Annotated in this window: 13 protein-coding genes and 1 pseudogene; 4 read left to right on the top strand and 10 right to left on the bottom strand. The window is 34.1% G+C overall.

The annotated features are described in order from the left end of the window. Nucleotides 1–61: 61 nt before the first annotated feature. From LIS78_RS27005 to LIS78_RS27025, 5 genes are all read right to left on the bottom strand, one after another. Nucleotides 62–808: an SDR family NAD(P)-dependent oxidoreductase gene (locus tag LIS78_RS27005; protein WP_252285425.1), complete on the bottom strand. Its 747-nt coding sequence runs from the start codon at nt 806–808 to the stop codon at nt 62–64. Between the two features lie 133 nt (nt 809–941). After that, complete coding sequence (locus LIS78_RS27010; protein ID WP_209151913.1) at nt 942–1,790, bottom strand: alpha/beta fold hydrolase; 849 nt, start codon at nt 1,788–1,790, stop codon at nt 942–944. 111 nt (nt 1,791–1,901) lie between these two features. Further along, entirely contained in the window at nt 1,902–2,477 is a 576-nt protein-coding gene (locus LIS78_RS27015; protein WP_209151912.1) for a TetR/AcrR family transcriptional regulator, read from the bottom strand. A 723-nt stretch (nt 2,478–3,200) separates the two neighbouring features. Further along, nucleotides 3,201–3,371, bottom strand: coding sequence for a hypothetical protein (locus LIS78_RS27020; protein ID WP_209151911.1), 171 nt, complete (start codon nt 3,369–3,371; stop codon nt 3,201–3,203). 284 nt (nt 3,372–3,655) lie between these two features. Then, nucleotides 3,656–4,750, bottom strand: a complete 1,095-nt coding sequence (locus tag LIS78_RS27025) for a YsnF/AvaK domain-containing protein (RefSeq protein ID WP_252285426.1) — start codon at nt 4,748–4,750, stop codon at nt 3,656–3,658. Between the two features lie 268 nt (nt 4,751–5,018). On the opposite strand from LIS78_RS27025, the gene LIS78_RS27030 reads away from it, so the two are divergent. The 3 genes from LIS78_RS27030 (at nt 5,019) to LIS78_RS27040 (ending at nt 8,640) form a co-directional block, all read left to right on the top strand. Next, on the top strand, nt 5,019–6,284 hold the full coding sequence (locus LIS78_RS27030; protein WP_252285427.1) for a Y-family DNA polymerase: 1,266 nt from the start codon (nt 5,019–5,021) through the stop codon (nt 6,282–6,284). Between the two features lie 13 nt (nt 6,285–6,297). Continuing rightward, nucleotides 6,298–6,630: a YolD-like family protein gene (locus tag LIS78_RS27035; RefSeq protein WP_209151908.1), complete on the top strand. Its 333-nt coding sequence runs from the start codon at nt 6,298–6,300 to the stop codon at nt 6,628–6,630. 1,143 nt (nt 6,631–7,773) lie between these two features. Beyond that, nucleotides 7,774–8,640 carry an Rpn family recombination-promoting nuclease/putative transposase gene (locus LIS78_RS27040; RefSeq protein WP_252285428.1) on the top strand — a complete coding sequence of 289 codons (867 nt, stop codon included), beginning with the start codon at nt 7,774–7,776 and terminating at the stop codon, nt 8,638–8,640. Between the two features lie 52 nt (nt 8,641–8,692). Here the strand turns inward: LIS78_RS27040 and LIS78_RS27045 are convergent, their stop codons facing one another. From LIS78_RS27045 to LIS78_RS27065, 5 genes and pseudogenes are all read right to left on the bottom strand, one after another. Beyond that, nucleotides 8,693–9,883, bottom strand: coding sequence for a styrene monooxygenase/indole monooxygenase family protein (locus LIS78_RS27045; protein WP_252285444.1), 1,191 nt, complete (start codon nt 9,881–9,883; stop codon nt 8,693–8,695). A gap of 429 nt (nt 9,884–10,312) precedes the next feature. Further along, on the bottom strand, nt 10,313–10,555 hold the full coding sequence (locus tag LIS78_RS27050; RefSeq protein ID WP_209151906.1) for a hypothetical protein: 243 nt from the start codon (nt 10,553–10,555) through the stop codon (nt 10,313–10,315). A 250-nt stretch (nt 10,556–10,805) separates the two neighbouring features. Beyond that, nucleotides 10,806–11,480, bottom strand: a pseudogene (locus tag LIS78_RS27055) (SOS response-associated peptidase). A 695-nt stretch (nt 11,481–12,175) separates the two neighbouring features. After that, on the bottom strand, nt 12,176–13,618 hold the full coding sequence (gene aspA / locus LIS78_RS27060) for an aspartate ammonia-lyase (RefSeq protein WP_252285429.1): 1,443 nt from the start codon (nt 13,616–13,618) through the stop codon (nt 12,176–12,178). A 34-nt stretch (nt 13,619–13,652) separates the two neighbouring features. Next, entirely contained in the window at nt 13,653–14,924 is a 1,272-nt protein-coding gene (locus LIS78_RS27065) for a cation:dicarboxylate symporter family transporter (RefSeq protein ID WP_252285430.1), read from the bottom strand. Between the two features lie 1,107 nt (nt 14,925–16,031). Here LIS78_RS27065 and LIS78_RS27070 point away from each other — a divergent pair. Further along, nucleotides 16,032–16,403, top strand: coding sequence for an iron chaperone (locus LIS78_RS27070; protein ID WP_209151903.1), 372 nt, complete (start codon nt 16,032–16,034; stop codon nt 16,401–16,403). The last annotated feature ends 34 nt before the right edge of the window (nt 16,404–16,437 follow it).

Below are 16,437 nucleotides of genomic sequence, written 5' to 3' on the forward strand. Positions count from 1 at the left end.
AGTCCTCCATAGTAATAAATAATGTATATTAGAATGATTATTCTAATTATAATATAAAAAATTATAATCCTCTTAGTATAGGGTAAATACCATCAAGCAAATTAAATTCATATTTTTCATTAACAATTCCAATGACTTTATCACTTTCGTACAAGGTTATCATAAATTCTGCCATTTCTTTAGCACTATGGTAGTTACTTACCCCTGCTTTGTAATCAAATTCTGTCACATTAAGAGATTTATTAATAAATTCTGTTTCTGTTACTGCTGGCGCTAAAACTTTCACACTAATTTTATTATTTATCAATTCATTAGCTAGCCCTTCAGTAAACGCACTGACATAATACTTGGTAGCTGAATAAACAACACTCCCTAAAGCAACCATATAACCCATTGCAGAGGAAACATTAATTAATTGAGCTCCCTCATAGTCAGCATAATCTTTAGCATACAAAGTAGATAAGATAGTTAACGATTCAATATTAACTTTTAACATATTTTCTATTTTATCCAAATTTTCTTGAATTACTTGTGAAGAGTCACCTAAACCAGCATTATTAATCCATGTTTCAATCTCATAGGACTTTAAGCTATTATACAAATCGTAAGCTTGTTTTGGATTAGATAAGTCGCTTACTGTTAGCACCACATCTAAATCTTTATATAATTCGTTTATTAAAGATTTTAGACTTTCTAATCTGTCTTTTCTTCTAGCAACTAAAATAAGATTTTTCCCTTTTTTTGCAAAAGCAAGTGCTGATTCGTACCCTATACCTGAACTTGCACCAGTAATAACCGTATATTTCATACTCTTACATCTCCATTTTGTTATTTAATAATAAAACTTATTTTCTTAGTGTAATCTGTTGTTTTTATCCATGTTTTAAAATGGTTCTTATAATTTGCTCATATAACTTCTCTTATTAATCGTTATATTATTTTTATAAAGATGTTGAATTCAGGAATGAGTTAACATTTTCGGCGAATAATTCAGGAAATTGAAATAGGTGTCCGTGACCAGAATCAGGATAGATAATGAGTTGTGCTTTTGGTAAGTGTTCAGTTAGTATATAACTATTTTTGGTCGGAACCATAACATCATTAATACCATTTGTTACAAGCACAGGTTGTTTAATATTCTGTAACCAATCGTAATCATTATTAGTTTTTGGTTGTGCCCAATTTGCAATAGCCTGTAATTGTGCTTGTTGTACTTGGTCAGAACTTTCAACCTTTTTCTGATTAATAATTCTTTGTAAAGAGGCCATTCCCGCAGATTTACTTGTTTCAGTTGGACGGTAGAAGAAAAACATGAAGTCATTTAAAGCATCCTCTGCATTCCCACCGTGTCGATTCATTCTTTCAAAGATCTCTGGATCTGGATTAATTCCCGATTTAGGTGCAGTACCTGCCATGATGATTCGTCTAACCAATTTGCCTTCTTGTAACGCTAATTCTTGTGCAACCATTCCGCCAATTGAAAAACCAAGAATATCGACTTGAGTTAATCCTAGTGCTTTAATAAATGTTCCTGCATCCTGTGCCATTTCAGCTATCGTAGTAGGTGTTTGCCCATCGGTCTCACCAACCCCTTTATTGTCAAATAAGATTACTGGGCGTGTATTTGCAATAGATTCAATCATATTTGGATCCCAGTTTTCCATCGTTCCTCTAAAGTGAACAAGAAATACTACTGGTATACCATCTTGTGTACCAAATTTTCTGTATGCGTAACGAGTTCCACCTGCTTCAATAAATTCTGATTCTGTTGGTATTTTAAAGTTTGTCATTTTTGTGTTCCTCCTTAGAAATTAAAAATACGATTTTATAAGTATGCATTATGATGGTTTGTTTCACATTAATTTTAGAATGAACGTTCTAAAAAAGGTAAAAAAAGAAAGCTAGTCTAACACCGCAAGTGCTAGAGCAATAATGCCTTCTAATTCTTTTTTATTATAATTAGTTTTTATTAGTACTCTTATACCTACCAAATTGTTGTGTAAGAAACGAGATGTGTTATCAGAATCGATTTCTTTTGATAGTTCTCCACTAGCTTGGCCCCGTTTTATTAGGTTATTAAACATATCTTCAGTACGGTTAAACATTTTTGTAACTATGCATCCAATTTCTTTGTCCAACAAAGATAATTCAACGGCTGCATTTACTGATAGACAACCTTTTGGGTATTGTTCAATGGCATTCAGTATGAAAATAAAAACATCACGTATCGCCTGTTTAGTGGATGAAGTGCTGCTAATTATGCTTTCCATCTCCTTGACGATGAGCTCTTCATAGTGATTAAGGGAAGCTAAAAACAATGAACGCTTGTCACCAAATGTGTCATATATACTCCTGCGGTGTATCCCCATATAATCAACCAAATCTTGCATGGATGTTTTTTCATAACCCTGTTCCCAGAAAAGCTCCATTGCTTTTCTTAATACTGCTTTTTCGTCGAATTCTTTACTTCTAGCCATTTTATTTCTCCTTAAAAAAATTCATGAGTCAATACTAACAAAAACAAACGTCATAATCCATTATAGAATGAACGTTCTAAAATAAAGACATGAATTTCAAACCATGATTAAACAATAACATTTTTAGAACGATTAGTAAAGAATTATAACTAACCAATAATTTCTAAATAATCTGCTACATATCACAATATTATCCATTAACTTTCACTTAGGGGTACCGCCAAACATTTCTTCTATTCGTTTAGTTTCTTCAGGATTGTTTTCTCCCACTGTTTCAATTAATGGATCAAACTCTTCTACAGATGCACTCATACCAAATAAACAAGAAATAGCAATTAGAAAAAAACATCTGATCCCTTACTCAATCAAACTGCCCCTTTAGTTGTATAAGAACCTGAAAGAAGAAGAGAAAAATTAAGACAAGAAGAATTAAAAGGAAACCCTTGACTTTATTCCTTTAACGTTTTGAAACAGAATCAAATACATCGTCCGTAAAAGTATACGTTTACGGACTTTGAGTTTATATAAAAAATTTATCATTTTCGACGTTCGTTTAAATTTAAAAATAATTTACGAACGTTCTTTAAAATACATGTAGTTTTACGAACGTTTTTAGCAAAGTAATAGATTGAAAAGTCTACTTCCTATAATCAAACTTATGGAAACTAGAAAAAGAAATAAAGTAAACCCTACTCATTTTTGAGTTAGGGTTGTAATTTTTATTTATACATGTAACTGCTGATTAACCAATCTCTTTACTCTCTCATAAGCTTTAACCTCACCTTGGTAAAAACATGCACTGTTCCAGTCTTCTCTTTTCTCCGCATCCTTTCTCCATGCATCAGATTGTTCTATTAACTTATCAATGTGTTCAATAAACTTCTTTCGTTCCATTTTATCACCTGCTTTTATCATAATTGGAAATATTTATATAGCATTTTGATAAGTAATATTTCTAGAATTTAGTGAGAATACCTGTTGGAATTTGATATAATCTCCAGGACTTTTATTATATTGCCTGTTTATGCTCATTTAATGAGTTATTTTGGTTCTTTTTTGATTTTGGGAACATTACTTATGCTAATCTAAAGGGGAATAAAAAAAGCTGCCAATACAGCTAGGCAGCCCTTCCTTAAATCTTCTCAATTATTCCCTCTATTATAAACTATAGAGGAGACTTACTTATTTTTTTGCTTGTTTGTTGATTTCTCATTGTTTTTCCCTTTTTCGGAAGTACTAATATCCGTATCTTCAACTTGATTTTCTGGTTTCTGATTGCTTACTGAGGCTGTAACCTCTTCAATCTCTTTGATAACAGGAGAAGTTGTCACTTTAAGTTGAGCTTCTTGTTTCTTGTTGGGTGAAAGTTTAACTTTTTCTTCTTTTGGAGCATCAGAGGCAATTGCAGCAGCAACTTCTTGATAACTTTGATCTACGTGATTATCCATGTTTTGATAGATTTCAGAGTCAGCAAGTTCAGGAATCACGGGAAGTTCTGACTGTTCAACTTGCGCTTCTTCCTTTCGAACAGTATCCTTCATCTCTTTAATCTCTTGAATTTTACGCTTACCAATGATCACTTCTTCCACAATCACAGGTCTCTTGGTTACTTCGATTCGCTCCTCCATAATAGGAATACGAATGATTTCGTTCTCTGTCAATGGGCTACCATCATACTGACCGTCTATGACCGGGCGACGTTCTACGTAGACTTCCTCACGCATAACCGGAACCTGGATAGTTCGTAGTTCTTCTACAATTTCCTTACGAAGTTGTACTTCCCCAGTCTGAACACGTTCTTTTCTTACATCCAGTTGCTCTTCGCGAAGTTGCACTGACCTATGCTCCTCTGTCTCGTATTGAGACTCCCTACCCATAGTATATGAAGGGATTTTTCGAGTTTCATCCACATCAATTAGGACAAGGATTTTCCCTTTATTTACATCCGTTTCACACTGTTTTGCAGTGAAATTTTGAATACCCATTCTAACAAGTTTTGAAGTTAGACCACCAGCTTGGGTAGTAGAAATCATTCCACCTGTCATCATGGTAAAAAAGCTGTCCATCATCACACCTGCCAACGAACTTACAGCTGGCGTTCCTGCTTCTATCATTACATTCATTTCGGCCCTTAGCTGTAGAGTATTATTGATATCCTTTGCTACTACCAATATATCTGTTTCACGATATCCCTGACGTTTTAACCCCTTAATTGCATGTATCGCTTCTTGCTCTGAATGAAAAGTTCCTGCAACTCGTTTTCTCGTTCCCATTCTCCCATCTCCTTAAATTTTAATTAAACGAAAACTTATTTTCATATTTAATTCCATCCCCATTGTGTATATCATGTACCCAGTGGATTTCTATTTAAAACGTGATACGTGTGACTATGTAAATGACACCTAAATTATAAAATGTAGAAAGATGAAGTAGAGGCAATAGCAATAATCGGGAAAACTTTAGAGGTTTTTATTGAATAGAGAACGTTTGTTCGTGTATAATATAGAGAACAAACGTTCTTTTATTTAAGGAGTTCTTTCAATGGATTATGAGCAGCTACCAAACAGAGTCATTATTTGTATTGATATGAAATCGTTTTTTGCCTCGGTTTCCTCTGTCATACGAGGATTAGATCCGTTGAAAACAAGGCTTGCGGTGGTAGGAGATATCAAACGGTCGGGATCGGTTGTGTTAGCTGCCACACCTTTATTAAAGAAAGAAGGGATCAAAACAGGAAGTCGTCTTTTCGACATTCCTAAAAGGAAAGATATCCATGTGGTGAATCCATCCATGGAGAGATATATCAAGGCTTCAAACTATATTTCGAGTTTGGTGTTACAGTATGTGGCTCCTGAAGACTTTCATGCCTATAGCATTGATGAGTTGTTTATTGATGCAACAGCTTCTTTGCATTTATTCGCTAAAACACCAGAAGAATTAGCCCATAAAATCATCCATGAGATTTATCGCAAAACACAGCTGACAGCTACCGCAGGCATCGGTCCGAATCTCTTACTGGCGAAGGTGAGCTTAGATCATGAGGCAAAGAATAGCCCAACGGGGGTTGCTTATTGGCGATATGAGGATATTCCCTTTACGTTGTGGTCCATTCATCCGATGAAGGATTTCTGGGGGATCTCGTCTGCTACGGAAAGACGCTTACACCGGTTAGGCATTCACACCATCAAAGAACTCGCTCTTTCTTCTGTAGAGATGTTATGTAAAGAATTTGGTGTCTTAGGGGAAGAAATCCATCAGCATGCAAATGGCGTTGATTTTAGTCGTATTTCTGATGTGTACATTCCTAGTTCTCGTTCCTTTGGAAAGAGTCAAATTCTATTTCGGGATTATAGCAGCCGAAAAGAAGTAGAATTATTGCTGTTAGAACTCTTGGATGATGTTTGTTTTCGTTTGCGCATGCATCAAGTGGTGGCTCAAACGGCCCATTTATCGATTGGCTACAGCAAACAAACAGCTGGAGGCTTCTCCAGACAAAAGAAAATGGGAAGAGCTTCAAACTTAAGCCAAGATATCTTTCCGTATTGTTTAACCATTTTACATACCTATGATAGTGGAATGCCGATTCGCTCCATTGGCATTTCATTATCGAATACGAGCATTCAAGAAGAGGAGCAAATGAGCTTATTTGAGGATATCGATCAGCGTGAAAGAGCCTATGCTCTTGCCAAAACGATTGATGACATTCGGCTGCGTTATGGCAAGAATAGTGTACTACGTGCGTCTAGTCACCTTCCTCATTCAACAGCTCGTTATCGAAATAGCCTTATGGGTGGCCATAAAGCTTAAGGAGGAAAAAGATATGGAATCTAGAGGAATGAAAAAATGGCGTCCATTCGCCACTATGCCAGAGCAATACATAGGGTTAAAGGAAATGATAAATAAGCAAGTAGAAGTAGCTCAACCTGTTTTAACAGAAGAGCAAATAGAACAGATTAATTTCACCTTAATTGAAGCCTTACATACAAATAAACAAGTGTACCTTACATATTATAAGCAAGGTCAAACCATAACAGAGACAGGATTCATTCAGTTTGTTGATTCTCTGGGTGAACTATTTGTCTTCATTGATGACGTATTTGAGTTAAAGAATAAAATGAGGTTAAATTCGCTCATTGATGTTCGATTTGTATAGGTTGGATGCACGAAGGCAGTAAATATAAAAGATTATCAGAGGCTAGCTTTCTCTTTAAGAGTACCGAACTATGCTATCGCCTTGAAAAGGAGGAATAAAATTTAAAATTACTCTTGTTTAACAAACAGAAGGTTCACTACTTGGATACTTTATGAAAAATTAGTTATAACTTTTAATATTGTTTAATTTATAATAAAAAGGAAAAAACTATGACTTATTTGTTCCAAGAAGGCGCCAACTTGGGAACAAACTAATGCGTAGATTATACAAAATTAGTTTTCTTGGGGAGAAACAACGATGAACCTTACACACAATAATTTAGAAGGTATAAACAGGGAAGAAGGACAAAAAGAGTTGCTTGAAAGAAGCCTTGAAGCTCATAGAAGTAGAAGATGGGTAATCAACTCGATTTACGCTATATCCCTACTTGTAGTTATACTGTGTTTCTATTTTCATGTACCACAACCTTTAATTATTACTGTAATCTTATTTTGCATATGCACAATTAGCGAAATACTATATAGAGCGTTAGATAAAAAAATAGAACTACGCTTAAAACGGATTAAACAGGAGAAAAGAAAGAGCATATTTAAAGTAAATAAACCCTAAAAACCTTTCTATAAGTTTCTAATGATTAACATTGACTTATCTCGAAGGCTATCTATTTTGTTATAGTTGGACTTAAGGTGATCTAAATAGTGTTTTTACTATTGTACTTTAGTATCAGGATAAAGGAATTTGGTCTATAATAAGAGATGACGTTGTTTTCCGACATGAACTCGTCACCTCTTTAAGAGCATCTATTTTTATAATAGCTGTTTAGAAATATCAACGTAGCAAAAGGCACTTGCATATAGCAAGTGCCTTTTATAATGTAAGTAAAACCATAAAGCTACAATTAACTTAAAACTGTAGTTGTTTTTATGAATTATATCGCTTTGTCTAAAAGAGATTCACGTCATTTTTATGAATTTTTTTAACAGAAGTACTGTAGAGCTTTTATTTTTAAACTTTTTGTCTTTATAAATAATGAAGGACGAAAGATGCCTGATGGCCAATTTATTACGCTATAAAGCGAGAAATAGAAAGAACCCATACAGCCATGGTATACTAATAACAAACATGGAGATGATGGAGGATATTATGACAAAACGATTAGATTTACGTGTCGACTTTGCTTTTAAATCACTATTTGGCACACATGGAAATGAATCTATTTTAGCTGCCTTTTTAAACGCAGCACTCCGTTTTCCAGATGAGAAGAAAATTCAAACGGTTCAATTATTAGATCCTCATTTTAATAAAGAAAACCAAGAAGATAAACGTTCTATTTTGGATGTACACGCGCAGCTAGAAGATGGAAGTCGTGTCAATATTGAAATTCAGCTTAATAATAAACATGACATGGAAAAACGAACGCTCTATTACTGGTCCAAAATGTATAGTAGTCAAATGAAAGAAGGCATGGACTATGGAGAACTTTGTAAAACAATCACCATTAACATTGTTAACTTCCGTTATTTATCTCATATTCATGATTATCACTCCACCTTTCAGTTATATGAGCGAGAACAGAAGTTACTCTTAACGGATATGCTCGAAATTCATTTTATGGAGCTACCTAAGTTATTAATTAAATGGCGTAACAGAGAGGTAGATCCTCGAGAAGATCAACTCGTACGATGGTTATTATTACTTGAAGCATCCGAAGATGAAGAAATCACTCAGGTATTGGAGGAGATTGCGATGCAAGAAGATCAAGTATTAAAGAAAGCGATGGACGAATGGGAACGTGTGAGTCAAGATCCAGAAGTATTATTAGCTTATGAAGCACGAAGAAAAGCGTTATTAGATGAAAAGTCTGCTTTAAAAAGAGCTGAAAAAAAAGGGAAAGAAGAAGCTATAAAAGCGATGGCTATTGGAATGATTCAAGAAGGTATAGCTAACAACGTAATAAGTAAATTGACAGGCCTTTCTATAGAAGAAATTGAAATGCTTCGTCATCAATGAATTAAAAAGAAGCAGTGTCTTATGTACACTGCTTCTTTTTAATAGATAATTTTTAAACAATGAATTTTGTTGAAGTAAACGCTTCATATGCTTTTGTGGGATTGGCAAACCATTCAGCAATTTCATTTGCTTTTACTTGGTCCTGTGCACCCTGAAGTAGCAATTGAATGACATGCTCAGGTAATGGTTTCGTCATAGCATTTGTCCATTCAGTTACCTCTTTTACATACTGTTTCGTTCGATTCCAATAAGACTCTCCTGTTTCTACGTCCCACTTAGAATTTTTGTATTCCATAAGAGTTTCATACAATTGTTCCGCACAATAGGAAGAGAGATTACAACCTTGACCTGTAATAGGATCGTTTAGAAATACACTATCGCCACAGCCCACTACCAGCTTGTTTTTAACCATAAGATATGGCTTTCGAATAATAGGTGTTAAGGCAGTTTGAAGAAAGCTATTTTCATCACATAAAGCAAAATTTTTTTCATCAATTCGATTATAAATTTCAGGGAAAAACTGTTGAGCTGTGCTTCTCATTTTAAGAGTAAACTCTTCTGCACTTTTTATTCCTTTAAATACGTCTAAATCACTGTTTGGTATTGTCATAATGAACATTATAGTAGCAGGACCGTGTTCTGTTACTGCAGGTATTTCAAACATTTCACCCACCTCAGGAAGAACCGTTACGCCTACTCCTAGAGGAACATTTGCTTTTATACCCGTAAAATAACCAACGATGCATTTTCGCTGAGGGGTTTTAAAAGGAGAAAGATCCTCTTCGATTGAAAACGGCAAAAGAGGCCCATTTTTTCCTGTACAATCAATAACTAAATCAAACTCATCTATTAGTACTTCCACACTCGCTTTATCTACCTTTTCTAAACGCAATGAAACTCCTTTTTCTACAAGGTCATTAATAGAATGTGAGTAATATAAACGTTGATCAACAGATAATGCAGGTTCTTGCAAATTTCCTACAAATAGTTTCTGATTTCCAATTGTAATATGAATACTCTCAATAAGAGATTGTTCTCCCCATTTTGTCATATTAAAGCGTGTTTCACGTGTCCTTGTTGGTCCAAAATGTACCTGGGTGGACATGATCCTACCTCTTCTAATCTGAGCTGGTGATTGACGTTCAATGACCGTAATATCAAAATCGTTCCTTAAAGAATAAGCTAAGTGCAGTCCGGCTACCCCACTACCAATAATACAGATTCTCTTTTTCAACAATCTCACTCCTTCATTAGAAAATTCGGCATTCAACAATAGATTTACGTAAATACCCTAGTTACATTATATGTACTAGGCCTATGAAATTCTTTGCTAACATCTTCCTCTAAATATAACTTCTATTTATCTTATTGGAAGCTAATTTTTATGTAAATAATTCCTTAGGGATAGGGATTATAGCCTGTAAAGTGAATTTGAGTTAAAAGACCCTTAATAGTTCTAGTACAAAAAATCTTTTATAGAAATATAAAGTGGCAGCTTCCTTTAAATCACTAAATTATGATGATAATCCAAACAATTGATCAATGAATTCTTTTTGATTTTGGATAGATGGGGCCATAAAATAAGTGGCACTTTTTTAATTCAACTGTGTTTTAAGCCTCTTAAATTAGAAAAAACACCTTACTCTCTAGGCTTTTTTCCTAATTTATCGTGTTATAACTTTTCTTTTAACATAGAAATTTCTTCAATTAAATCCTTTATTAATCTTCCCAACCCTGCTAATTGTCTATCTTTGCGATCATAATCATCAATTTTCATAGATAATTCTAAAATACGACAGGTCTCTTCAACTGTCAGACCATGATCTCTTGCAAGAGTTTTTACTGTATCAAGAAATTTAACAGCATCATTATCAAAATAATCTTTTCGTGGTGTTTGATTAAATAATGTTCCCATTTTCTCTCTCCTTAAAAACTTAAGTGTCATATTAGTAAATTGTACAAATGAATCAACGCCAGATTTGCAACTAGTACAGAATGAGAGGTTGTACTTATTACAAAGGCGTATTTTTAAAATTTGAGGTATACAGTTTACGATACTGTTGCCATTGATCCACATAGCTTTATATAATAGTCCAACCCCTAGAAGTACAGAAATTATATATCAGCAGTATTGTACACAACATTGCGAATTGAACTGTTTTACTTTATAAACTGTTAATGGGAGCTAAACACTCTGCAACATCATTTTTTGGTGAATTAACAATTGTAGATACAGGATATGATTTCATCTTTTTCGCAGGAAAAGGAATTAGCAGTGATTTAAGATACTCTGTATTATTCATTTTAGGGTCCATCCATAAGTCATATGCATCTTCTTCAAGAATTACAGGCATTCTATTATGAACTTCTTGTGTAATCTCATTTGGGGTTGTGGTTATAATTGTACACGAATAAAGAGGCTCACCATTTTTATCCCATTCATCCCAAAGTCCAGCAAATGCAAATGGCCGGCCATCTTCCATAACAAATCGAGAAGGCTGCTTGTTTTCCCCTTCTTTTTTCCATTCATAAAATCCATCAGATACAATTAAACATCTCTTGCCTTTAAAAGGTGTCTTAAAACTTGGCTTTTAATCAATACCTTCAGCTCGTGCATTTATCATCTTATATCCAATTTTGCTATCATTAGACCAAGAAGGTACTAGTCCCCATTTCATCGTTGACCCAATTCTTTTTCCACCATTAGATCCTATTGTTAGAATTTGTTGAGAGGGAGCTACATTAAACCTTGGATTAATTGTTACTTTATCATTAAATTCGAAATTAAATTGCTCTTGAAGCACATTTATATCTGTCGCTAAAGAAAACCTTCCACACATATTCTCACCTCATATATATTTTAGCAATCATTAAAAAAACAAAATCTCTGCTAAAACTTGAGGCATCCGATTTACAATGTTGCTGCCTATAACTTATTCGATAATCATCTAACAATCACCTACTGTGGTATAGTTTCTTTTTTATTCTTTTAGTAGACAAGTAAGCTTACTGAAGGAGCTACATAATATCTATTTTGTTAGTATTGTACATTTTATTTAATACATCTCCAATATAAAAAGCCACTTGTATAAAACAAGTGGCTTTTTTCTACCTAACCCCTTCATATCTTATGTAAACTTGAAAAGAAGAAGCCTGTATCTAAGGAGATACAGGCTTCTTCCCATACTGTTTAAGAATTTGTTCATTTGCCCTTGTTTAGGCACTTTCGTTACGTATATCGGTTCATAACCAAAGTGCCTTGTGTGAGATACGAATATCTACTTTCAATTTGAGGCAATACGTTTGTTGAAGTCGCTGTTAATTCTTTCAAAACTAATCAGTCCCTTCATGAGTTAAGTATTTACCTTCTCACAACAACCAACAATAATATTAGCGTTGTACTATATGTGTACCACATGTTTTAAAGCTAAAACGTTAATCCAACAGATTTTTTATAGTTTTCTCCTTCATATATTAATTAATTAAAGAATCAAACAGATGATAGTAGTGAATTTCATTTCATATTAAAATCTGTTTATTCTCTATCAAAAAGGGAGTTTCCAGCAATCCCTGGATTAGTCATTTCAAAAGGGTTTAAAATAAGATCAAGCTCTTCTTCTGTCAAAACATCATACCTTAAGCATAATTCACGTACGGATTCACCTTTTAGTATTGCTTCTCGTGCGATTCTAGCAGCCACTTCATATCCAATATGAGGATTAATCGCTGTAATAATACCTACACTTTTTTCTACGTATTCTTTTAGATGTGCTTCATTCGCCTCAATCCCTTGCAGGCAATAATCCGTAAATGTTTGAAAAGCATTATTCATGATGCTAATTGATTGAAGTAAATTAAAAACAAGAACAGGTTCCATAACATTAAGTTCAAGTTGACCTGCTTCAGAAGCTAAACAAATTGTATGATCATTACCGATAACTTGAAAGGCAACCTGATTAATCATCTCTGGCATGACAGGATTAACTTTTCCAGGCATAATAGAAGATCCTGGCTGACGAGCTGGCAAAGTGATTTCTGCTAGTCCTGCACGGGGTCCAGATGCCATTAGGCGTAAGTCATTAGCTATTTTTGACATATTTACCATACAGATCTTTAATGCTGCAGAAACTTCTGTATAAGCATCTGTATTTTGAGTCGCGTCTACAAGATGATCGGCATTCTTAAGTGGTAAACCACTGATATTTGCTAGATATCTTACAACATTTTCGATATAACGTGGATCCGCATTTAAACCCGTCCCAACTGCAGTTGCTCCCATATTCACCTCATATAGATGTCCATAGGATTGCTTAATACGTTTCATATCGCGCTCAAGAACACGACTATATGATTCAAATTCTTGACCAAGACGGATTGGAACGGCATCTTGTAGGTGAGTACGTCCCATCTTTATAATATAATCAAATTGTTCTGCCTTTTTATGAAATACACTGTGCATATAATGCATTGTTTTTAGTAACTTATTTAACAGATTAAGGGTTGCAATGTGGATAGCAGTTGGGAATACGTCATTTGTTGATTGTGACATGTTTACATGACTATTAGGGCTTAAATCAGAATAAGAACCTTTTTTATGACCAAGTAACTCTAAAGCCCTGTTTGCGATAACCTCATTTGCATTCATATTCATTGAGGTCCCCGCGCCACCCTGTATTGGATCAACAATAAAATGATCGTTTCTTTTTCCTTCAATAACCTCGTCTGCTGCTTCAATAATTGCATTACCCAACCCATCATATAACCTTTTTGTTTCCATATTAGCAAGAGCAGCAGCCTTTTTAACGATTCCTAATGCTTTAATAAGTTCTGGGTGAATTCGGTATCCTGTTATTGGGAAGTTTTCAACTGCACGTAAAGTTTGAATCCCATAATAAGCATAAGTAGGAACTTCTTTTGTTCCTAGGAAATCTTTTTCAATTCTTACATTTTGTTTTTCAGGCGTTTCGATATTTACCATAACATTGGTCTCCTTCTTTACATAAAAAGAATTTTTATGCTACGTCCGATTTTCTAATAGAATCTGTATAATGCTTTGCTTTTTCTTTATCGAATCCGCCTTCCCACTTAGACATCACAATAGCAGCTAATGCGTTACCTACTACGTTGACAGATGTACGAAGCATATCTAAAATGCGATCAATACCAGCAATGAATGCCATACCTTCTAGAGGTAATCCCATTGAACCCAGTGTTGTTAGTACAACAACAAATGATGCTCCTGCAACTCCTGCCATTCCCTTAGAAGTCAACATCAACACAAGTAAAAGTGTAATTTGTTCTATGAAAGATAAATGAATGCCATACATTTGTGCAATGAAAAGTGCAGCAATTGCTTGGTAAATGGATGATCCATCAAGGTTAAACGTATATCCTGTCGGAATAACAAATGATGTGACAGCTTTCGGACAACCAAAGTTCTCCATTTTAGTCATTAACCTTGGTAATACTGCTTCAGAGCTTGCGGTTGTAAACGCTAAAATTAACTCATCTTTTAAGATTTTTATAAGCACTAAAACATTAGTTCCAGCCATTTTTGCAATAATACCTAATACTACAAAAACAAAGAAAATCATGGTCAGGTATATAACGAGTACTAACTTTCCTAAAGGGATTAATGAACCAATTCCAAACTTCGCCACATTCAAACCAATTAAAGCAAATACACCAAATGGGGCAAATTTCATAACTAAGTTTGTCATCCAAAACATGGATTCCAGTACGCCTTCAAAAAAGTTTAAGACTGGTTTGCCTTTTTCTCCAATGGCTGCAACTCCTAGACCAAATAAGACTGAGAAAAAGATAATCGCTAATAAATTCCCCTCAGTTAGAGATTGAAAGATATTAGTTGGTATAATATGAACGATTTGATCTCCTATTCCTGTACTCTCAGTTGTTTTAGATGTTTCTTCATATTTGGATATATCACCTTTCTCAAGGTTCCCCATATCTATACCGGTACCTGGATGGAATAAATTTGCGGCTAATAAGCCCACTGCTAATGCAATTGTAGTAACAATTTCAAAATAAAGAATGGTTTTTCCACCTAGTCTTCCTAACTTTTTAATATCACCCACACCAGCTATAGATACGATAAGTGCGGATACAACGATAGGAATAACAATCATTTTAATCAGGTGAAGAAAAATATCACCTAAAGGTTGAAGAATGGCCATCACTGTACTATTTCCATAAAAAATAGCGCCTATAGCAATCCCGAACGCAAGTCCAATAAATATTTGTGTAGCTAATCCCAATTTTTTCACAGTTGTAACCCCTTTCAATTTCTAGTTCATTAAAACACTTAAAGAGAGCCTATGCTTAGGCTAGCGTCCATAAAAAAGACAATAATTAAAAATAAGTCTAATGTGTGGATAATCTTTAACATAAATGGTAATCATATAATTTGAAATTAGCTTCCCCCTTCAGTAAAGCGTTTTCATAATCTTCATTGTAAAATTACACTTTTTCGGCTCACCTTATATACTTGAGCATATAATAGCGTTTATAAAGAGATTTTCCATTATCCTTTTAACCTTTTTGAAGTTCTGTTTTTTGTCTAACATTCATCTAAATATAGTAAAAGTCACTTCTATATTTATACTCCTAGAATTGGACAATAATATCCTAATCTATTATTCCCTCATTTCATATAAAACAATATCTTCTCCTTTATCTAATGTCTAGAGATAAGTTAGCAATAACACTAGATATCTCTATAATTTGTTAAAATAATTAAATGTCTTAAAAGTTTTTCTTTAAATGAAATGATATCGCTTTCAAAAATCTCAATCGTAATAACTACATATATCTTCTCCGAAAGCTAAAGGAATTTAGGTTTTATTCCATGTGTAACTTAATTAACGAAACTACAGCATTAAGTTAGAGTATCTCTTTTAATCTCTTTATACTGTAATTTCATTATAATGAACATCCTTTTTTTGTATATAGGTAATGAATGGAATCGAAAAAATTATAATACCGAAAAGTATATTTAAATTTCATGTTCTCTTTTTGCGTACTCCAGTTACATTATATTTATATACAACAGATAAATCAAGAAAATTATTATTCGTATCGCGTACGATTGATACTTTAATAATGACGAACTGTTATTTAAATATTAGCTGTTCGTATCGTGAAAGAGCCTATGCCTTTGCGAAATACTATAAGCAAGGCCATTGCATAACAGAGACAGGGTTCATTCAGTTTGTTGATTCGCTGGGGGAACTATTTATCTTTATTGATGACGTATTTGAATTAAAAAATAAAATGAGATTAAGTAAACTTATTGACGTTAATTTCATGTAAAATTGGAATAGATTGAAAGACTGCACCGTTCAAAATATTTTTTTATTTTAGGAGGAAATGGCATGGGAGTTTTGGCAGAATATTTAGCGTATATCGATAACCCTGACCACCGCGACCGAACAAAGGAAGTTTTGGCTTGGGTTGCTAATACTTTCCCGAATTTGGAACCACAAATCAAGTGGAACACGCCAATGTTTACTAATCATGGTACATTTATCGTCGGTTTTTCCTCAGCTAAGCATCATTTGAGCATTTCACCTGAAGAAGTAGGTATTGCGCACTTTGCTGATGACATTGCTCAATCTGGGTATAGCGCTACCAAAGCCTTGTTTCGGATTCTATGGACTGAGCCAGTAAACTATGAATTACTTAAGAAAATAATCGAGTTTAATATTTTAGATAAGAAAGACTGTTCAACTTTTTGGAGAAAATAAAAAGGAGATTATGAACGGTGAACTAACCCTCGAA

The sequence above is a fragment of the Priestia megaterium genome, from assembly GCF_023824195.1.
In the GTDB taxonomy this organism is placed as follows: Bacteria; Bacillota; Bacilli; order Bacillales; family Bacillaceae_H; genus Priestia; species Priestia megaterium_D.